Below are 19,275 nucleotides of genomic sequence, written 5' to 3' on the forward strand. Positions count from 1 at the left end.
TGTAGCCTTGGCCCGCCGGTGCACGCCGGCCGCGCGCGTGGCGAGGGCAGCCCGCCGCCCGCGACCTCCTGCCGACCCGACGACGATTCGCCCGTGGCCAACCGCAGCTATCTGTACGCGACCGACTCGAACCCCGGCGACGGCCCGGATTTCGGGCGCCTGCCGGTCGGCCTGGCCGAATGGGCCTACGACTTCCCGCTCGCCTTCAAGATCCTGGTGTCGGAGCAGGCCAGGCCCTGCAAGTCGATCATCTGGAAGGTGCCGGGCGACGACATCGCGATCATCGGCAACTACCGGCTCGGCTTCGAGCGGCTGAAGAAGTTCCTGCACCAGATCGACCTCCCGGCGGCCCAGCCGCTGATCGACGACACGCTGCGTTTCCTCACCCGGCCCGAGAACCGGCGCGAGTTCATCGTGCTCGAAGGCGGCGAGCTGTTCGACATGGGCGAGGAGCCGATGGCCGAACTCAACGCGCGGCTGTTCATCGAGGTGAGCCATCTCGAGCCCGAGATCGACTCGGTGCTCGAGCGCCTGCGCTGGCGCCCGCCGGCGCCGCGGCGCGAAGGCCTGCTCGGGCGCCTGTTCGCGCCGAAGCCGGCTCCGCTGCATCACGACGACCAGCTCAAGCTGCTGCGCCAGCTCGGGCTCGGCGCCTGGTCGAACGCGCTGCACGTGGATTTCAGCCAGGGCTGAGCGGGTCGGCCAGGCGCCTGGCGGGCTCAGTGCTTGGCGTTGCCCTTGGCGCCGCCGCGCACCGCCGCGTGCGTCGTCTGCGCGAGCTTCAGGTGGTCCTGCAGCGTCGGCAGCGTCTTCGCGGCGAACGCCTTGATGTCGGCGTCGCGGCCCGACTTGGCCTCCTTCTGGAACTCGGCGATGTCCTTCTTGTGGTCGGCGAGCATGTGCGCCATGTACTGGCGGTCGAAGTCGGCGCCCGAGAGCTTCTCGAGCTTGGCACGATCGCTCTGCGCCTTCTTGTCGAGGGTGGTCGGCGGCTGCATGCCCTTGCCGGTGGCAATCTGCATCAGCTCGCTGTTGGCGCGTGAATGGTCGTCGACCATGCGCTGGCCGAACTGCTTGACCTGATCGTTCTGCGCCTTCTGCTGGGCGAGACGGCCGAGCTCGACCTCGGCCATGCCGCCCATCGCCGCCTTCTCGACGAAGCGGCGGTCGGCGGCCGGAACCGCGGCGCCGCGCGCGGCCCCGCTCGTCGCGTTGCTGCCCGAGGCGGTGCCGCTGCTGCCGCTGTTGGCCGCGGTCGTCGGGGTCGTCGCGCTCGGCGTGGTGGTGGTGGGGGCGGGCTGGGCCTGCGCCGTCACGAGGCCAGCGGCCAGGAGCGCGGCAGCGAGCGACGCGCGGGTGGGAAAGGAACGGGACATGGCTGGAACTCCTGTGGTTGAACCCGGGAGTTCGGCAATCCGCGTGCCGTTCGCGGCGCAATCGCCGCCGCTCGCGAACCCTGCGAATCGGAGCCCTACGCCGTCGGCGTGGTCCGCAGCAGGTCGTTGTTTTCCTCGGCGACCAGGCGCTCGATGATGCGGCGCGACTCGAAGCCGCCCATGTCGATGTTCAGGCGCATCAGGTGGCGGCGCGGCTGCTCCGAGAGGTTGCGCTGCTGCGACTCGAGCATCGCCAGGTCCTCGCCGAAGATCTTCGCCTGCCCGGTGCGGATCGTCTCGGTGAGCGCCGCATCGCCGATGTTGAAGTTGCGCGCCATGCCCCAGAAGTACCAGATCGACGTGTCGGTCTCGGGCGTGATGAAGTCGACCACGATGCTCGACGCCTTCTTTTCCGGCGGCGCGGCGTAGCCGCCTTCGCCGGCGTGCGCGACGCCGACCTCGATCATCACGTGGCTCGGCGGCGTGAAGCGGCAGATCTGCCAGCGGTCGCACGGCACGTCGTCGGCCAGGCCATTGCCGCGCAGCGCCGCCTGCCAGAACGGCGGCGGCATGATGTTGCTCATGAAGCGGCTGGTGATCGCCGAGTCGCCCTCGACGCGGGTCTCGGGCGCCGCCTCCTCGATCTCGCGCTGCCCGATGCTCGACGCATGCACGTAGGTCTCGTGCGTCAGGTCCATCAGGTTGTCGATCATCAGCCGGTAGTCGCAGCCGATGTGAAACAGCCCACCGGCATACACCCACTCGGGGCTCTCCGCCCACGGCAGGTGGTGCAGCTTGGCCGGATCGGCGAGCGCCTTCTCGCCCGGCCAGACCCACACGAAGCCGTAGCGCTCGATCGTCGGATAGCTCCGGATGCGCGGCCGCACGCGCTGCCCGGGCATGCCGACGCAGTGGCCGTCGCCTCCCATCACGAGGCCGTGATAGCCGCAGACGATCCGGCCGTCGTCGCGCACGCTGCCGAGCGAGAGCGGCGCCCCGCGGTGCGGGCAGAAGTCCTCGAGTGCGGTGGCGACGCCTTGCTCGGCCCGGAAGATCACCACCCGCTCGCCGCACACCGTGCGGCCGAGCGGCCGCCCGTCGGCGATCTCGTCGGGCGTGCACGCGACATACCAGGCATTTCGGATGTACATGGAGCCTCCTGCGGTGCGCCAGCCGCGTCGAATCCGTCGCGGCTGCGCCGGGCCATGCTAGCGCGCCGCCCTGCGGGCCGGCGCGTGGGCGGCGCGCGGCGGCGCGCGTCCGATCCGGCCGCGTCCCGGGAGCCGGACGAGGAAAGGGCGCCTCGCGGGCGCCCTGGCTCGGGAGCAGGCCCCGGCTGCGCGAGGCGCCCGCCGGCGTCAGCTCTGGCCGCCGCGGCCGCCGCCCCGATTGTCGGAGTCGGTGTTGCTGTGCGCGTTGCGATCGGCGTGGCGCGCGTTCTCGATCGCGTCGCCCTGGCTGTCGGCGGACTCGTCCTGCTGCATCTCGTCGAGCTCTTCCTGCTCGGCGACGGCGTCGCGGCGTTCGGCCAGGGGCTTGCCCGGACCGGAAGGGGTGTCTGCGTGTCGGCTCATCGGTGGTCTCCTGGGGTGCGCGCGGTGCGGGCGCGCACCGGGCGGTCCAAGCCGCTGCGGCAAGCCGCATGCCGCGCGTGCTCGGCACCGTTGCGCCCCGCCCCGAACGGGCCGGCCGCCCCTGTCGTTCGTAGCGGCCACGCACGCCAACTCCGTCACGCCGGGCCGGGTGCGGCCATGGGAACCCACCGATTCGCCGGGATTTCCGTTCTGCCTATGATCGGCGCCGACCCTTCCGGCCGCGACCGTCCGCCGACGCGGATGCGAGCGCGCGCCGCCCCGCTGCGCACCCGCGCGCGCGGTGCCTGACCGAGCCCCCTGCCCATGTCGATGGTTCAGCTCGCCCTGCGGCGCCCGTACACGTTCATCGTGATGGCGATGCTGATCGTGCTCGCGACGCCGTTCGCGCTGCGCAACATGGCCACCGACATCTTTCCCGAGATCGACATTCCCGTCATCTCGATCATCTGGAACTACGGCGGGCTGCCGGCGCAGGAGATGGGCCAGCGCATCGCGGGTCAGACCGAACGCAGCCTCACCACCACGGTGAGCGACATCGAGCACATCGAGTCGACGTCGCTCGCCGGCATCACGGTGGTGAAGGTGTTCTTCCAGCCGCACGCCAACATCCAGACCGCGCTGGCCCAGGTGGTGGCGATCGGCCAGTCGCAGGTGCGCCAGCTGCCGCCGGGGATCACGCCGCCGCTGATCATCAAGTACTCGGCATCGAGCATCCCGGTGGTGCAGCTGGGCCTGTCGAGCCCCACGCTGCCCGAGCAGACCCTGTTCGACACCGCGATCAACGGCCTGCGCCCGCAGCTGATCACCATTCCCGGCGTCGCCATCCCGGCGCCGTACGGCGGCAAGAGCCGGCTCATCTCGGTCGATCTCGACACCCAGGCGTTGCAGGCACGCGGCATGGCGCCGGCCGACGTGGTCGCCGCGATCAACGTGCAGAACCTGATCCTGCCGTCGGGCACCGCCAAGCTCGGCGAGACCGAGTACACGGTGCGGATGAACGGGTCGCCCGACGCGATCGCGGGCCTCAACGAGCTGCCGATCCGCACCGCGAATGGTGCGACCACGCTGCTGCGCGACGTCGCCTACGTGCGCGACGGCTTCCAGCCGCAGACCAACATCGTGCGCCAGGACGGCGTGCGCGGCGTCCTGCTCTCGGTGCTGAAGAACGGTGGCGCCTCGACCCTCGACATCGTCGACAACCTGAAGGCGCTGCTGCCGCGCGCGCAGGCGACGCTGCCGCCGGACGTGAAGGTGACGCCGCTGTTCGACCAGTCGGTGTTCGTGAAGGCAGCGGTGAAGGGCGTGGTCGCCGAGGCGCTGATCGCGGCGCTGCTCACCGCGGCGATGGTGCTGCTCTTCCTCGGCAACTGGAAGAGCACGCTGATCATCGCGGTGACGATCCCGCTCTCGATCCTGGCATCGATCCTGGCGCTCTACGCGCTCGGCGAGACGCTCAACCTGATGACGCTCGGCGGCCTCGCGCTCGCGGTCGGCATCCTGGTCGACCAGGCGATCGTGACGATCGAGAACATCGAGCGACACCTGCACATGGGCACCGAGCTCAAGGAGGCGATCCGCACCGGCGCCGACGAGATCGGCGTCGCCGCGTTCGTCTCGACGCTCTGCATCTGCATCGTGTTCGTGCCGATGTTCTTCCTGTCGGGGGTCGCGCGGTTCCTGTTCGTGCCGCTGGCCGAAGCGGTGGTGTTCGCCATGCTGGCGTCGTACATCCTCTCGCGGACACTGGTGCCGACGCTCGTGATGCTGCTGATGCGGCGCCATGGCAAAAGCGAAGCGGACGCCAAGCCGAGCCTGCTGCAGCGTGTCTACCGCGGCTTCGACCGCCAGTTCGAGCGCGTGCGGCGCGCCTACACGCTGTCGCTGTCGGCGCTGCTCGCGCGGCGGCGCCCCTTCGCGATCGGCTTCACCGCGTTCTGCCTGCTCTCGTGCGGGCTCTACCCGGTGCTCGGGCGCGACTTCTTCCCCGACGTCGACGCCGGCCAGATCCGCCTGCACATGCGCGCGCCGACCGGCACGCGCATCGAGGAGACCGCGCGCCTGGCCGACGCGGTCCAGGCCGAGATCCGCAAGATCGTGCCGCCCGAGGAGCTCGAGACCATCCTCGACAACCTGGGCGTTCCGAACAGCGGCATCAACCTCTCGTATTCCAACGCCGGGACCATCGGCACGCTCGACGGCGAGATCCTCCTGTCGCTCAAGGAAGGGCACCGGCCGACCGCGGAGTTCGTGCGCGAGCTGCGGCGGGAGCTTCCCCAGCGCTTCCCGGGCGTCGAGTTCTTCTTCCAGCCGGCCGACATCGTCACGCAGATCCTCAACTTCGGCCTGCCGGCAGCGATCGACGTCCAGTTCAGCGGCAACAACCAGACCGCCAACATCGAGCTCGCCGGCGAGCTGGTCAAGCAGATCCGCACCATTCCGGGCGCGGTCGATGCCCACGTGCACCAGCGCCTCGACGCGCCGTCGCTCAACCTGCAGATGGACCGCACCCGGCTGCAGCAGATGGGCCTGTCGGCTTTCAACGTCGGCCAGAACGTGCTGCTGTCGCTGTCGGGCAGCTCGCAGACCGCGCCCGCGTTCTGGCTCAACCCGCAGAACGGCGTCGTCTACAACATCCAGGTCCAGACGCCGCAATACAACGTCGGCTCGCTCGACGCGCTGCTCAACATGCCGGTCGGCGCGCCGGCGACGGCGGCCAACCCCGGGACGCAGCCGCAGCTGCTCGGCAACCTCGTCGAGGCGCAGCCGGGCCGCCAGCTCGCGGTGGTCTCGCGCTACAACATCACGCCGATCGTCGATGTCTACGTCAGCGTGCAGGGCACCGACCTCGCGAGCGTCGCCGCCAAGGTGCAGGAGAAGGTCGACGCGCTCAAGCCGCGGCTGCCGCGCGGCAGCCAGGTCGCGATCCGCGGTCAGGTCGAGACGATGCAGTCGTCGTTCGTCGGCCTCGGGGTCGGCCTCGCGATCGCGATCGTGCTGGTCTACCTGCTGGTGGTCGTGAACTTCCAGTCGTGGATCGACGCCGCGATCATCATCGCGGCGCTGCCGGCCGCGCTCGCCGGCATCGCCTGGATGCTGTTCATCACCGGCACCACGCTCTCGGTGCCGGCGCTCACCGGCGCGATCATGACGATGGGCGTCGCCACCGCGAACAGCATCCTGCTCATCTCGTTCGCACGCCAGCGCAAGGACGCCGGCGTGCCGGCGCTGTCGGCGGCGCTCGAGGCGGGCGCGACCCGCATCCGCCCGGTGCTGATGACGGCGCTCGCGATGATCATCGGCATGATCCCGATGGCGCTCGGCATCGGCGAGGGCGCCGAGCAGAACGCGCCGCTCGGCCGTGCGGTGATCGGCGGCCTGCTGTTCGCGACCGTCTCGACGCTCTTCTTCGTGCCGGTGGTGTTCGCCGGCGTGCACCGCTGGCTCGCCGACCGTGCGGAGGCGCGCGCGACGCGCCCGCACGCGCTCGCGAGCCCGCAGGAGACCTGATTCCATGACCCAGGAACGCCACGCGGCGATCGGCATCCACGCGATCGAGCCGGGCGCCGACGACCACGGCGAGATGCTCCGGCGGCGCCAGATCGCGCGCCGCACGCGCTGGATCGCCGTCATCGTGCTCGCCCTGCTCGCGCTCGGCGCCGCCCGCACCATCGTCTCGCGCATGGCCAACGCCAAGGTGCTCGAGTCGACCGCCGGCGAGCTCGCCAAGCCGTACGTCAAGACCGCGTTTCCCAAGCAGAGCGACGCCGCCCAGAAGGTGGTGCTGCCCGGCACGCTGCAGGGCGCGATGCAGTCGCCGATCGCGGCGCGATCGACCGGGTACCTCAAGCGCTGGACCAAGGACATCGGCAGCCGCGTCGAGAAGGGCGAGCTGCTCGCCGAGATCGAGTCACCCGAGGTCGACCAGCAGCTGCTGCAGGCGGCCGCGGCGCGCCAGCAGGCCGCCGCCGCGCTCGAGTTCGCCAAGAGCACGGTCGCGCGCTGGGAGGCACTGCGCCAGAAGGACGTCGTCTCGCAGCAGGAGCTCGACGAGAAGCGCGGCGCCGCCGCGCAGGCGAGCGCCAACCTCGCCGCGGCCGACGCCAACGTGCAGCGCCTGCGCCAGCTGCAGGGCTTCAAGCGCGTCGTTGCGCCGTTCTCCGGCGTCATCACGAAGCGCAACGTCGACGTCGGCGACCTGATCGACGTGGGCGGCCAGCGCGTCCTGTTCGTGCTGACGCAGGCCGACGCGCTGCGCGTCTACGTCAACGTACCGCAGAGCTACGCCCAGCTGGTCAAGGCCGGCCAGCCGGTGGTCGTCACCCAGGCCGAGCTGCGCGGCCAGCGCTTCGAGGGCAAGGTCGCGCGCACCGCCGCGGCGATCGACGCCGCCACGCGGACCATGCAGGTCGAGGTCGCGCTGCCGAACCGCGAAGGCCTGCTGCTGCCGGGTGCCTACGTGCAGGTCGAGCTGCCGCTGGAGGCGAGCCGCTCGATCGTGGTGCCGAACAACGCGCTGCTGTTTCGCGCGGAGGGCGCGCGCATCGCGGTCGTCGACGGCGCCGGCAAGGTGCGCCTGCAGCCGGTCACGCTCGGCCGCAACCTCGGCGAGACCGTCGAGGTGCTGAGCGGCGTCGGCCCCAAGGACCGCATGGTGCTGAATCCGACCGATTCGCTCGCCGACGGCGACGAGGTGGCGTTCGACGCCAACCCGGCGGCAGGACGCGCCGGCCCTGCGGCGAGTGCCGGTGCGCGCGGCGACGCCGGGGCGCGCGGCGAGGGCGCAACCGGCGCGGCCGCACGCGCCGAGGCTGCCGCGCCGGCGCGCGCCCCGTGAAGGCGGTGCGCGAAGCGGCGCGCCGCGCGCGCGCGGTCGGCGCTGGGCGCGTCGGCGACGACCTCTCGAAGCGAGGGTCGGCCGAGCCGGCTCGTACAGCGCCGCGCACGGCTGTGTGGCGGCTTTGGGCTGGAGCCGCCGCCGCCGTGCTCGGCGCGTGCAGCAGCCTGCCTCCGCCCGGCGAGGCGCCGCGCCTCGACCTGCCGCCGACCTGGCGCGTCGAGCCGGGCTGGCGCGAGGCCGCCCCGGCCGACGCCGCCGACAAGGGTCGCTGGTGGCAGCGCTTCAACGACCCGACGCTCGACGCGCTCATCGAGCGCGCGCTCGCCAACAGCCAGAGCATCGCCGCGGCCAACGCGCGCCTGGCACAGGCGCGCGCCCTCGTCGACGTCAACGCCGCCGCGCTCTGGCCGCAGCTCAGCCTCAGCACCCGCGTCGCGCGCCAGCGCACGTCGGCGAACCGGCCGCTCTCGAACTACGCGTCGCCCAACTTCTCGACCGTGCAGAACGACTATCTGGCGTCGCTCGGCGTCAGCTACGAGGTCGACTTGGGCGGACGCGTCGCCAGCAACCTCGAAGGCGCGCGCGCGTCGGCCGAGCAGAGCGCGGCCGACCTCGCCAACGTGCGCCTGCTGGTGACGACCGACCTCGCGTCGGCCTATGTCAACCTGCGCGCGCTCGACATCGAGCAGGCGGCGCTGCAACGCTCGATCGCGCTGCAGCGGCGCGCGCTCGACTTCATCTCGACGCGTCACGAGCTCGGCGCGGTGAGCGGACTCGAGGTCGCGCAGCAGCAGGCGCTGCTCGACAGCACGCTGACCCAGGTCGACGTGCTGTACCGGCAGCGCACGCTGTTCAAGCACGTGATCGCGACCTTGACCGGCAGCGCCGCGCCGGCCTTCGAGATCGCGCCCGAGGTGCGCGAGATCGAGCCGCCGGCGATCCCGCTCGGGGTGCCTTCGGACGTGCTCGAGCGCCGCCCCGACGTCGCCGCCGCGGAGCGGGCGATGGCGGTCGCCAACGCGCAGATCGGGGTCGCGCGTGCGGCGTTCTTCCCGACCGTCACGCTCGGGCCGAGCATCGGCGTCGACAGCCGCACGCTCGGCAGCCTGCTCGACGCGCCGAGCCTGCTCTGGTCGCTCGGCGTCGGTCTGACCCAGCCGCTGTTCGACGCCGGCCGGCTGCGCGCCAACGCCGACGCGACGCGCGCGGCCTACGAGGCGAGCGTCGCCAACTACCGCCGCATCGTGCTGGTCGCGATGCAGGAGGTCGAGGACGGCATCGTCGGCGTCGCCGCGCTCGGCCGCGCCCAGGCGCAGGCGCGCACCGCCCGCGCCTCGGCCGCGCGCGTGCTCGACATGGCCACCGCGCGCTACGAGGGCGGCGCCTCGACCTACCTCGACGTGATCACCGCCCAGCAGTCGCTGCTCGCCGCCGACCGCCAGGCGGCGCAGCTGCGCGGCCAGCAGCTGCTCGCCTCGGTGTTCCTCGTCAAGGCGCTCGGCGGCGACTGGCAGCAGCCGGTCGCGACGGCGTCGCGCTGAGGCGTCGGACCGGCGCCCGGCTTCGACGCTGGTGCTGCCCGGCGCCGCGCCCGGCAGGTCTTGAAAGCTCGGCACGCCGCCCAACCTGTGCGTCATCGCGGCTGCGGTTCGGCCGCAGCCACACACGGACGATCACGCCATGCCAGCCCACAACGTCGAGTCTCTCCGCACCCGCATCGAGACGGTGGTCGCGCTGTCGCGCCTGCTCGATCGCGTCGAACGCAACGCCGCGCCGATCGGCGCCGACCAGTACCGCTCGCTGGTGCGCCAGCTCCAGCAGGTGCTCTCGACCGAGCTGCCGCCCGAGGCGCTGAAGGCGGTGTTCAACGCGTATCCGGCCGCCGCCGAGCTGTACGAGAACATGCACTACGCGACCGCCGGTCTCGCGCTGTCGTCGCTCGACGTGTCGGTGAAGACCGAGATGGCGGCGAGCGAGCTGCTGCAGCGCCTGCGGCGCAGCCCGCCGGCCAACCAGCCCGGCGCCGAAGCCGCCTGAGCAGCGCGGCGCCGTCGGCCGGCCGTCGCGCGTGCCGCCGGCTAGAACTTGGGGATGCGCAGCGTCTTGCTGATCATCAGCGTCCCGGAAAGCGCGAACAGCAGCGTGAGCGGATGCAGCTGCCAGGGGCCGAGCGCCCAGCTGCCGCCGAGCATCTGCTCGCCGATGCGGCCTTGCCAGGTTGCCGCCGCGAGCACGGCGGTGAGCAGCACGCTGGTCGGGATCGGCGTCCCCTCGAAGTAGGCGACCTTGTCGCTGCCCTCCGAGAGCGTCTCGGCAGTGACGTTGTAGCGCGCAAGGCGCGAGACGCCGCAGCAGACGAAATAGACGAGGATCACGGCGTCCCAGCCGCCGCGGAGGCCGCACGCGAAGCCGAGCGCCGCCGGCGCGACGCCGAACGAGATCACGTCGGCCAGCGAGTCGAGCTCGCGACCGAGCGCCGACGAGGTCTGGCGCCAGCGCGCGACGCGACCGTCGAGCACGTCGAAGACGAGCGCCGCGGGCGCGAGCGCGGCCGCGTAGAGCAGCTGCAGCGGGCTTGCGGTCGCGATCGAGTTCAGCGCGAGCAGCACCGCGCCGATCCCGCAGGCGGCATTGCCGAGCGTCAGGAAGTCGGCGAGCTGGAAGCTGCGCAGCATCGAGAAGTGACGGCGCGTGCGCGCGCCGGTCGAGGGCTGGGGCACTGAGGACATGCGGGCTCCGCCGGGTCGCTCCCGGTTTGACGAGCCCCGAGTGTTGACGATCGGCGCGGCTGCGTATGCCGGCGCTGTCCGACACGACGCCGCGACCGGCGCGGCTAGGATGCGCCGGTTGCCACGACCTGCGCTGCCGAGGCGGCGCCTGCGAGACGCCGCATGACGCATCGACCGACCCCGAACGCCGCCGCGCTCGCCGCCTTCCGAGTCGACGAGGTGTCCGCTTGAGCGGCCTGCGCTGCGACCGCACGCTCGCCTGGGCGACGCTGCAGGGCCACTACGCCGCGCACGGCCGCGACCTCGACCTGCGCGAGGCGTTCGCGCGCGACCCGCAGCGCTTCGAGGCGCTGAGCTTCGAGGCGCCCGAGGTCTTCGTCGACCTGTCGAAGAACCTCGTCGACACCGCGACGCTGCAGTTCCTGCTCGAGCTCGCGCGCGAGTGCGGCGTTGCCGAGCGGCGCGACGCGATGCTGCGCGGCGACACCATCAACGCCACCGAAGGGCGCGCCGTGCTGCACACCGCGCTGCGCGCGCCGCCCGGCAGCGCGCCGTTCAGCGCCGACGTGCACGGCGTTCTCGACGCGATGCTCGGCTGGGTCGACGCCCTGCACGCGCGCATCGCCGACGGTTCGTCGCCGATCCGCCACGTGGTCAATATCGGCATCGGCGGCAGCGACCTCGGCCCGCAGATGGTCGTGGGTGCGCTCGAGCCCTACGTCGACCGCGGGCTCGACGTGCGTTTCGTGTCGAACGTCGACGGCCACGACCTGCAGGCCGCGCTGCGCGGGATGGATGCGCGCGAGACGCTGTTCGTGATCGCGAGCAAGACCTTCACGACGCAGGAGACGATGGCCAATGCGGTCGCGGCCAAGGCCTGGTTCGACGCCGGCGGCGGCACCGACGTCGCCGGCCACTTCGTCGCGACCACCAGCAACGTCGAGGCCGCCGCGCGTTTCGGCATCACGACCACGTTCGGTTTCTGGGACTGGGTCGGCGGGCGCTATTCGCTCTGGTCGGCGATCGGCCTGCCGATCGCGCTGGCGATCGGTTCGGCACGCTTTCGCGAGCTGCTCGCCGGCGCACACGCGATGGACCGCCATTTCACCGAGGCGCCCGCGGATCGCAACGTGCCGCTGCTGCTCGGCCTGCTGGACGTCTGGTACCGCAACTTCCACGGCTTCGCGAGCCGCAGCGTCGCGCCGTACCACCAGGGTCTGGCGCGCTTGCCGGCGTTCCTGCAGCAGCTCGAGATGGAGAGCAACGGCAAGCGCGTCGACGCGAGCGGCGCCGCTCTGCCGTACGAGACCAGCCCGGTGGTGTGGGGCGAGCCCGGCACCAACGCGCAGCACGCGTACTTCCAGATGCTGCACCAGGGGACCGACGTGGTGCCGGTCGAGTTCATCCTCGTGAAGCAGCCCGCACCGGGCGTCGACGGCTCGACGCCGCTCGGTGCGCAGCTCGCGCGCCAGCACCGCATGCTGCTCTCGAACGGGCTTGCGCAGGCGCAGGCGCTGATGCTGGGCAAGACCGCCGAGCAGGCGCTCGAGGAGCGCGCCGGCACCGGCGGCGCAGCGGAGGCCGAGCAGGTGCTCGCCCGGCACCGCACCTTCCCCGGCAACCGGCCGAGCAGCACGTTCGTGCTGGACGCGCTGACGCCGCGCGCACTCGGCGCGCTGGTCGCGCTCTACGAGCATCGCGTGTTCACGAGCGGCGCGGTGTGGCGCATCAACAGCTTCGACCAGTGGGGCGTCGAGCTCGGCAAGACGCTGAGCGCCGCGCTGCTGCCGGCGTTCGAGCAGCGGGGTGGGCCACTGCCGGCGCACCTCGACCCGTCGACGCGCGGGCTCCTCGGCCGCCTGCTCGGTTGACCGGCGCGCGGCGCCCGGCGCGCCCGTCCGTCGCCTGCGGGTTTTTTCTCGGTGCCCCTCGCGGCGTGCGCGGCGACCGGTGCGCAGGTTTCGCGCATGATTGCGGGATTGCCACTGAAGGAGTCTCGATGCGCCGCATTGCTTACCTGATACCCGCCTTGTCGTCGCTGGCGCTGATCGCCAGCTGCGGCGGTGGGCACGACAACGACGACGACGACCAGTCGGCCCTCGAGTGCCAGGTGCTCACCGACGCGGGTGGCTCGGTCGTCGTCGGCTCGGGCCTTCCGGGTGACCCGGCGGCCCCGGAGCCCGCATCGGGCTACCGCACCGGCAAGAAGGTCGTCACGTCCAAGTCGTACATGGTCGTCACCAACAACCCGCTGTCGAGCAAGGCCGGCTGCGACGTGCTGAAGGCCGGCGGTTCGGCGGTCGACGCGGCGGTCGCGGTGCAGGCGGTACTGGGCCTCGTCGAGCCGCAGTCGAGCGGTCTCGGCGGCGGCGCGTTCATGGTGCACTACGACGCCAAGACCAAGACGGTCGAGACCTACGACGGCCGCGAGACCGCGCCGGCGGCGGCGACCGAGAACTACCTGCGCTGGGTCAGCGACACCAACCGCACCACGCCCACCCCGAGCGCGCGCGCCAGCGGTCGCTCGATCGGCACCCCGGGCGTGCTGCGCATGCTCGAACTCGCCCACAAGGACCACGGCAAGAAGGCCTGGAAGGACCTGTTCGGCGAAGGCATCCGCCTCGCGTCGGACGGCTTCCCGATCCCCGGCCGCATGGCACAGGCGATCGAAGGCAGCGCGACGCAGCTCAAGGCCGATGCCGAAGCCGCGGCGACCTACTTCAATGCCGACGGCTCGCCGAGGGCGCTCGGCACGACCCTGAAGATTCCCGCGTACGCGCAGACGCTGCAGACGATCGCCGCCGGCGGCGCCAACGCGTTCTACACCGGCCCGATCGCGCAGGCGATCGTCAACAAGATCGGCGTCACGACCAATGCGCTCACCGGCGCCCCGATCACCCCGGGCGTGACCACGCTGAACGACCTCGCGAACTACCAGGCCAAGAAGCGCACCTCGGTCTGCACCACCTATCGCAGCTGGTGGGTCTGCGGCATGGGGCCGCCGTCGTCGGGCGGCATCGCGGTCGCGCAGTCGCTGGGGATCCTCGAGAACTTCAACCTGTCGCTCTACCCGCCAACCGCGCTCGACCTCGAAGGCGGCAAGCCGTCGGTGTTCGGCGTGCACCTGGTCAGCGAGGCGAACCGCCTCGCCTACGCCGACCGCGACAAGTACGTGGCCGACACCGACTTCGTGCCGCTGCCCGGCGGAACGTGGGACACGATGCTGAACAAGGACTACCTGCGCAGCCGCGCGGCCCTGATCAGCTTCACCCGCAGCATGGGAACCGCGCAGCCGGGCAACCTCGGTCCGGTTCCGCTCGCCAGCTACACCGGTACCGAGAACGGCACGACGCACATGACGATCGTCGACAAGGACGGCAACGCCCTCGTGATGACGACCACCGTCGAGAGCGGCTTCGGCGCGTTCCACATGACGAACGGCTTCATCCTCAACAACCAGCTGACCGACTTCTCGGCCGCGCCGACCGACGGCACGGGCACGCCGATCGCGAACCGCGTGCAGCCGGGCAAGCGCCCGCGCAGCTCGATGGCGCCGACGCTGGTGTTCACGAAGGCGGCCGACGGCAAGATCGGCGACTTCTACATGGGGACGGGCTCGCCGGGCGGCAGCACGATCATCCAGTACGTCACCAAGACGCTGGTCGGTGCGCTCGACTGGGGCCTCGATGCGCAGCAGGCGACCTCGATGGTCGACTTCGGCGCCTCGAACAGCGCCACCACGAGCCTGGGCGGCGAGCACCCGAACATCAACACCGCCAACAGCGGCAACAACGATCCGCTGGTCACCGGCCTGCGCGCGCTGGGCCACACGGTGTCGACGGGTGCCCAGTCGAGCGGCATCGCGACGATCATCCGCAAGCCGTCGGGCACGGGTTCGGTGCTGACCGGCGGCGCCGACCCGCGTCGCGAAGGCATCGCCCTCGGCGACGTGATGCGTCCGTGACCGTCGGCAGCGGCGCTGCCGCCGCTCGCTGACAGCCGAAGGGCCGGGGTTCTCCCGGCCCTTTTTTCTTGTGGTCCGCGGCGAGACGGCCCCGCAGGCCATGACGTGGGCGGCGCTCTGCGACGATGCGACGACGCTCGTCGCGGTCGCATCCGCAGGACGGCCCTCAGCGACCCCGGATGGCCTCCGCGAGCCCGCGTAGCCCGGCGCGGGTGGCATCCAGCGACTGCTCGATCACCTGCGCCTTCCACTCCGGCTCGTCGACGTAGAACGCGTCGCGGATCTGGCGCTTGATCGCCTGGCGCTTGCCGGCGTCGGTTTGCGGATGGTTTAGCAGCCACTGATCGGCGCGCAGGGCGTACAACACCTCCGGAATCGGCAGGGTTCCGAACTCGAGCGCGATGCCGGTGTACCGCGCCTGCGGGCACTCCTCGTACGCGACGCTCCACATCTCGCCGTTCAGCATCGCCGACGTCGAGGAGCCGTCGTGGGTCGAGGTCACGTCGCCCCACCAGGCCTGCACGCGCGCGAGCGTCTCCGGGTCGTTGCGACCGGCGAAGATGCGCTCGCCCTTGCCCTTGGGCCCGAGGCCGGTGTGCCAGTCGATCCAGCCGAGTTCGCGGCAGCGGCTTGCGTGACGCCGCAGCACCGCGCGCAGCGTCTGCTGGCTCCACGTCGGCGCGGTGCCGCCGAAGAAGATCCCGTCCGGGTGGCGATACTGCCCGGCCGACACGGCCTGCTGGAAGCCTCGCTCGCCGTGCTCGGCAATGAAGCGCTCGATCGTTTCCTGTGCCTCGGGCGGTGGCGGCCAGCTCGCCGGCACCAACGCGTCTGCGAGCGCGTCGTAGCCCGCGTTCGCCGGCGCTTGGGCGCCGAACGAGTGGAAGTTGCGGTTGAGGTCGACGTTCTCGTGGGTGGTCCGTCGCCACCACGAGAAGCCGTAGGAGTTCAGCGCGTGGATGTGCAGCACCGCCACTCCGGCGGCGCGCGCAAGCGCTCGCAGCCGAGCGTCGCCCAGCAGCGCGACCTGGGCAGCCGACCCGCAGAAACCTTCGACGCCGTGGCACGCACTGCTGACGACGAGCAGCGCGGAAGCAGCGGGGTCACCGTCGACGACGACGTCCATCGCCAGCGTCTCGCCGTCGCGCCCGCGCTCCGGATGCACGTGCGAGTCGACCGCGAGCCCCGCGGCCGACGCGGCAGCGAGGAACCGTGCCCGCGCCTCGGCGTAGCTCTGGGCGAAGCAGTCTTCGGCAGCCGGGCTGCCGGCCCCGTCGGACGTCACCGCGGCGCCAGCCAGGCCTCCGCCAAGCGCACCCACAGCGTCGCGCCAAGCGGGATGAGGTCGTCGTTGAAGTCGTAGCTGGGGTTGTGCAGCATGCACGGGCCCATGCCGTGGCCGCCTTCGCGATGGCTGCCGTCGCCGTTGCCGATGAGGAAGTAGCAGCCGGGCTTCTCGAGCAGGAAGAAGCTGAAGTCCTCGGCGCCCATGGTCGGCTCGAACACCTGCACGTTCTCGGCGCCGACCATCTCGGTCATCACGCGCTGCACGAACTCGGTCTCGGCCGGATGGTTGATCGTCGGCGGGTAGTTGCGCTTGAACTCGAACTCGCAGGTGGCGTCGAACGCGGCGCAGGTGTTCTCGGCGACCGTGCGCATGCGCTGCTCGATCATGTCGAGCACCTCGAGCGTGAAGGTGCGCACCGTGCCCTGCAGCTCGCAGCTCTCGGGCACGACGTTGGTGGCTTCGCCGGCGTGGATCATCGTCACCGAGATCACGCCGGGGTCGATCGGCCGCTTGTTGCGGCTGACGATGGTCTGGAACGCCTGGACCATCTGGCATGCCACCGGCACCGGGTCGATGCCGTTGTGGGGCATCGCGGCGTGCGCGCCCTTGCCGCGGATCGTGATCCTGAACTCGTTGCTCGACGCGAACGCCGGCCCGGTCTTGAGGGCGAACTGGCCGGCCGCCATGCCGGGCCAGTTGTGCGCGCCGAAGATCGCCTCCATCGGGAACTGCTCGAAGAGGCCATCCCTGATCATCTCGCGCGCGCCGCCGCCGCCTTCCTCGGCCGGCTGGAAGATCAGGTACACGGTGCCGTCGTAGTTGCGGTGCTTGGCCAGATGCTTGGCCGCGCCGAGCAGCATCGCCACGTGGCCGTCGTGACCGCAGGCGTGCATCTTTCCCGGGTACTGGCTCGCGTGCTCGAAGCGGTTGTGCTCGGTGATCGGCAGCGCGTCCATGTCGGCGCGAAGGCCCACCGCGCGATCGCTGGTGCCCTGCTTGAGGATGGCGACGATGCCGGTCCTGCCGAGCCCGCGGTGGATCGGGATGCCCCACGCGGTGAGCTGCGCGGCGATCACGTCGGCGGTCCGCTGCTCCTCGAAGCAGAGCTCGGGGTGGGCGTGGAGGTCGCGACGCACGGCGGCGATGTCCGCGGCGTCGGCGAGGATCGATTCGATCATCTTCATCGGCTGGCTCCGTTGCGCGGGGCGGCCGTGGCTCGCCCGGCGTCGGACGAGTGTACGCGTCGGCCATCGCCCTCGAGCCGAGGTGCGCGGGTGGCCTGGCCGGCGCAGGGCACAGGCGGCGCGCGGTCGCCGCCTGCGCCGGCTCGCCGGAGCCCCGCACGCACGCTCCCCGCGCGGCGAGCTCGCACCGAGGCCTGTGCAATAGTGGCGCAATGACCGTGACGAGCGTCGTCCGCGCGGCCTGTCCGCACGACTGCCCCGACACCTGCGCCATGCTGGTGACGGTCGAGGATGGCCGCGCGATCAAGGTCCACGGCGACCCGGCGCACCCGACGACGATGGGTGCGCTCTGCACCAAGGTCTCGCGCTATCCCGAGCGCACCTATCACCCCGAGCGCGTCCTGCATCCGCTCAGGCGCGTGGGCCCCAAGGGCAGCAAGCGCTTCGTGCGCGTCAGCTGGGACGAGGCGCTCGGCGACGTCGCGGCGCGTCTGCAATCCATCGCCGCGCGCGACCCCGAGGCGATCGTTCCCTACAGCTATGCCGGCACGATGGGGCTGGTGCAGGGCGAGAGCATGGCGGCGCGCTTCTTCCACCGCCTGGGCGCATCGCGTCTCGACCGCACGATCTGTTCGGCGGCGGGCGGCGCCGGCCTGGCTGCGACATACGGCGGCAAGGTCGGCATGCACGTCGAGCACTTCGCCGAGAGCCGCCTCATCGTCATCTGGGGCAGCAACTCGATCACGTCGAACCTCCACTTCTGGGCCTTCGCGCAGGCCGCCAAGCGAAACGGCGCCAAGCTGATCTGCATCGACCCGCGGCGCACCGACACGGCCGACAAGTGCCACCAGCACATCGCCTTGTTGCCGGGCACCGACGGCGCGCTCGCGCTCGGCGTGATGCACGAGCTGATCGGCAACGACTGGCTCGACCACGACTACATCGAGCGTCACACCGAGGGCTGGCCCAAGCTGCGCGAGCGTGCGCTCGAATGGCCGCCCGAGCGCGTGGCGGCAACGTGCGGCATCACGGCCGACGAGGTGCGCGGCCTCGCGCGCGACTACGGCAGCACCGCGCCGGCCGCGATCCGTCTCAACTACGGCATGCAGCGGGTGAGGGGCGGCGGCAACGCGACACGGCTGATCGCGATCCTGCCGTGCCTCGTCGGCGCCTGGCGCCATCGCGCCGGTGGCCTCTTGCTGTCCGCGTCCGGCTGGTTCGCGCCGCGCGTCGGCGACGCTGCGCTCAAGCGGCCCGACCTGCTGGGCGGGCGTCGGCCGCGCACGATCAACATGAGCACGATCGGCGACGACCTGCTGCGCGAGGCCGACGAACGGCTGCCCGACGGCAGCCGCTTCGGCCCGAGGATCGAGGCGCTCGTCGTCTACAACAGCAACCCGGTCGCGGTCGCGCCGGAGTCGCCCAAGGTGCTCGCGGGCTTCCGGCGCGACGACCTGTTCACGGTGGTGCTCGAGCACTTCATGACCGACACCGCCGACGAGGCCGACTTCGTGCTGCCGGCGACCACCCAGCTCGAGCATCTCGACGTGCACACGAGCTATGGTCATACCTATGCACTGATCAACGAGCCGGCGATCGCGCCGCTCGGGGAAGCCAGGCCCAACACGCAAATCTTCCGCGAGCTCGCCGCGCGCATGGGGTTCGACGACGCCTGCTTCAAGGAGTCGGACGAGGCCATCGCGCGGCAGGCGTTCGACCCGGCGCGCTCGGGCATCGCGTTCGACACGCTGCGCGAGCACGGCTGGGCCAAGCTGCAGCTCGCCGAGGCGCCGTTCGCGAACGGCAACTTCCCGACGCGCTCGGGGCGCTGCATGATCGATTCGCCGACGCTCGGCATCCCCGACCACGTGCCGAACCACGAGACACCCGCGACCACGCCCGAGCTCGCCGCGCGCTATCCGCTCGCGATGATCTCGCCGCCGGCGCGCCATCACCTCAACTCGACCTTCGTCAACGTGACGAGCCTGCGCGCGATCGAAGGCGAGCCGCTGGTCGAGATCCACCCCGACGACGCGGTGCCGCGCGGCGTCGTGTCGGGCGCGCTGGTGCGCGTGTTCAACGACCGCGGCAGCTACCTCTGCAAGGCCGAGGTCGCGACGCGCGCGCGGCCCGGGGTCGTCAACGGGCTCGGCATCTGGTGGCGCAAGCTCGGGCCGGACGGCACCAACGTCAACGAACTGACGCACCAGCGCGTGACCGACCTCGGCGCCGGCCCCAGCTTCTACGACTGCCTGGTGCAGGTCGAAGTCGCAGCGCCCGCGACCGCGTGAGGCGCGCGCGG

General features: G+C 71.4%; 14 protein-coding genes. 8 read left to right on the forward strand and 6 right to left on the reverse strand.

Annotated elements, in window-relative coordinates; genetic code table 11:
- The first annotated feature begins 93 nt into the window (after positions 1 to 93).
- Positions 94 to 693 (forward strand): DUF7822 domain-containing protein, encoded by a 600-nt coding sequence (locus tag HQN59_RS12740; RefSeq protein ID WP_176069476.1) that lies wholly within the window; start codon positions 94 to 96, stop codon positions 691 to 693.
- 26 nt (positions 694 to 719) lie between these two features.
- On the opposite strand, the gene HQN59_RS12745 is transcribed toward HQN59_RS12740, so the two are convergent.
- The 3 genes from HQN59_RS12745 to HQN59_RS12755 all read right to left on the reverse strand — a co-directional run bounded on the left by HQN59_RS12745 (position 720) and on the right by HQN59_RS12755 (position 2,950).
- Positions 720 to 1,376: a DUF4142 domain-containing protein gene (locus tag HQN59_RS12745; RefSeq protein WP_176069477.1), complete on the reverse strand. Its 657-nt coding sequence runs from the start codon at positions 1,374 to 1,376 to the stop codon at positions 720 to 722.
- Positions 1,377 to 1,471: 95 nt separating this feature from the next.
- A complete protein-coding gene (locus HQN59_RS12750) occupies positions 1,472 to 2,527 on the reverse strand; it encodes an aromatic ring-hydroxylating dioxygenase subunit alpha (protein ID WP_176069478.1) in 1,056 nt (351 codons plus the stop codon).
- A 207-nt stretch (positions 2,528 to 2,734) separates the two neighbouring features.
- Positions 2,735 to 2,950, reverse strand: coding sequence for a hypothetical protein (locus tag HQN59_RS12755; protein WP_176069479.1), 216 nt, complete (start codon positions 2,948 to 2,950; stop codon positions 2,735 to 2,737).
- Positions 2,951 to 3,274: 324 nt separating this feature from the next.
- On the opposite strand from HQN59_RS12755, the gene HQN59_RS12760 reads away from it, so the two are divergent.
- The 4 genes from HQN59_RS12760 to HQN59_RS12775 all read left to right on the forward strand — a co-directional run bounded on the left by HQN59_RS12760 (position 3,275) and on the right by HQN59_RS12775 (position 9,845).
- Entirely contained in the window at positions 3,275 to 6,478 is a 3,204-nt protein-coding gene (locus HQN59_RS12760) for an efflux RND transporter permease subunit (protein ID WP_176069480.1), read from the forward strand.
- A 4-nt stretch (positions 6,479 to 6,482) separates the two neighbouring features.
- Positions 6,483 to 7,805, forward strand: a complete 1,323-nt coding sequence (locus HQN59_RS12765) for an efflux RND transporter periplasmic adaptor subunit (protein WP_176069481.1) — start codon at positions 6,483 to 6,485, stop codon at positions 7,803 to 7,805.
- 113 nt (positions 7,806 to 7,918) lie between these two features.
- A complete protein-coding gene (locus HQN59_RS12770) occupies positions 7,919 to 9,349 on the forward strand; it encodes an efflux transporter outer membrane subunit (protein ID WP_176069582.1) in 1,431 nt (476 codons plus the stop codon).
- A gap of 139 nt (positions 9,350 to 9,488) precedes the next feature.
- Positions 9,489 to 9,845 carry a hypothetical protein gene (locus HQN59_RS12775; RefSeq protein ID WP_176069482.1) on the forward strand — a complete coding sequence of 119 codons (357 nt, stop codon included), beginning with the start codon at positions 9,489 to 9,491 and terminating at the stop codon, positions 9,843 to 9,845.
- A 41-nt stretch (positions 9,846 to 9,886) separates the two neighbouring features.
- Here HQN59_RS12775 and HQN59_RS12780 read toward each other — a convergent pair whose 3' ends face one another.
- Positions 9,887 to 10,537 carry a CDP-alcohol phosphatidyltransferase family protein gene (locus tag HQN59_RS12780; RefSeq protein WP_246294881.1) on the reverse strand — a complete coding sequence of 217 codons (651 nt, stop codon included), beginning with the start codon at positions 10,535 to 10,537 and terminating at the stop codon, positions 9,887 to 9,889.
- Between the two features lie 227 nt (positions 10,538 to 10,764).
- Between HQN59_RS12780 and pgi the strand changes: the two genes are divergently transcribed.
- Together pgi and HQN59_RS12790 are read left to right on the forward strand one after the other, a co-directional pair.
- The gene (pgi, locus tag HQN59_RS12785) at positions 10,765 to 12,408 is read left to right on the forward strand and encodes a glucose-6-phosphate isomerase (RefSeq protein WP_246294882.1); all 1,644 of its coding nucleotides are present in this window, start codon (positions 10,765 to 10,767) and stop codon (positions 12,406 to 12,408) included.
- A 128-nt stretch (positions 12,409 to 12,536) separates the two neighbouring features.
- Entirely contained in the window at positions 12,537 to 14,501 is a 1,965-nt protein-coding gene (locus tag HQN59_RS12790) for a gamma-glutamyltransferase family protein (protein ID WP_176069484.1), read from the forward strand.
- 166 nt (positions 14,502 to 14,667) lie between these two features.
- On the opposite strand, the gene HQN59_RS12795 is transcribed toward HQN59_RS12790, so the two are convergent.
- Positions 14,668 to 15,786, reverse strand: coding sequence for a DUF2817 domain-containing protein (locus HQN59_RS12795; protein ID WP_176069485.1), 1,119 nt, complete (start codon positions 15,784 to 15,786; stop codon positions 14,668 to 14,670).
- Entirely contained in the window at positions 15,783 to 16,973 is a 1,191-nt protein-coding gene (locus HQN59_RS12800; RefSeq protein WP_176069486.1) for a M20 aminoacylase family protein, read from the reverse strand. Before HQN59_RS12800 ends, HQN59_RS12795 begins: the two co-directional genes overlap by 4 nt.
- A gap of 212 nt (positions 16,974 to 17,185) precedes the next feature.
- Between HQN59_RS12800 and HQN59_RS12805 the strand changes: the two genes are divergently transcribed.
- Positions 17,186 to 19,264, forward strand: a complete 2,079-nt coding sequence (locus tag HQN59_RS12805; RefSeq protein WP_176069487.1) for a molybdopterin-containing oxidoreductase family protein — start codon at positions 17,186 to 17,188, stop codon at positions 19,262 to 19,264.
- Positions 19,265 to 19,275: the final 11 nt, after the last annotated feature.

Source organism: Rhizobacter koreensis (genome assembly GCF_013366375.1).
GTDB lineage: Bacteria > Pseudomonadota > Gammaproteobacteria > Burkholderiales > Burkholderiaceae_C > Schlegelella_A > Schlegelella_A koreensis.

Coding starts and splice junctions, on each gene's coding strand:
- HQN59_RS12745 (WP_176069477.1), bottom strand. CDS start 1,376: ATGTCCCGTTCCTTTCCCACCCGCGCGTCGCTCGCTGCCGCGCTCCTG.
- HQN59_RS12750 (WP_176069478.1), bottom strand. CDS start 2,527: ATGTACATCCGAAATGCCTGGTATGTCGCGTGCACGCCCGACGAGATC.
- HQN59_RS12755 (WP_176069479.1), bottom strand. CDS start 2,950: ATGAGCCGACACGCAGACACCCCTTCCGGTCCGGGCAAGCCCCTGGCC.
- HQN59_RS12760 (WP_176069480.1), top strand. CDS start 3,275: ATGTCGATGGTTCAGCTCGCCCTGCGGCGCCCGTACACGTTCATCGTG.
- HQN59_RS12765 (WP_176069481.1), top strand. CDS start 6,483: ATGACCCAGGAACGCCACGCGGCGATCGGCATCCACGCGATCGAGCCG.
- HQN59_RS12775 (WP_176069482.1), top strand. CDS start 9,489: ATGCCAGCCCACAACGTCGAGTCTCTCCGCACCCGCATCGAGACGGTG.
- HQN59_RS12780 (WP_246294881.1), bottom strand. CDS start 10,537: ATGTCCTCAGTGCCCCAGCCCTCGACCGGCGCGCGCACGCGCCGTCAC.
- HQN59_RS12790 (WP_176069484.1), top strand. CDS start 12,537: ATGCGCCGCATTGCTTACCTGATACCCGCCTTGTCGTCGCTGGCGCTG.
- HQN59_RS12800 (WP_176069486.1), bottom strand. CDS start 16,973: ATGAAGATGATCGAATCGATCCTCGCCGACGCCGCGGACATCGCCGCC.
- HQN59_RS12805 (WP_176069487.1), top strand. CDS start 17,186: ATGACCGTGACGAGCGTCGTCCGCGCGGCCTGTCCGCACGACTGCCCC.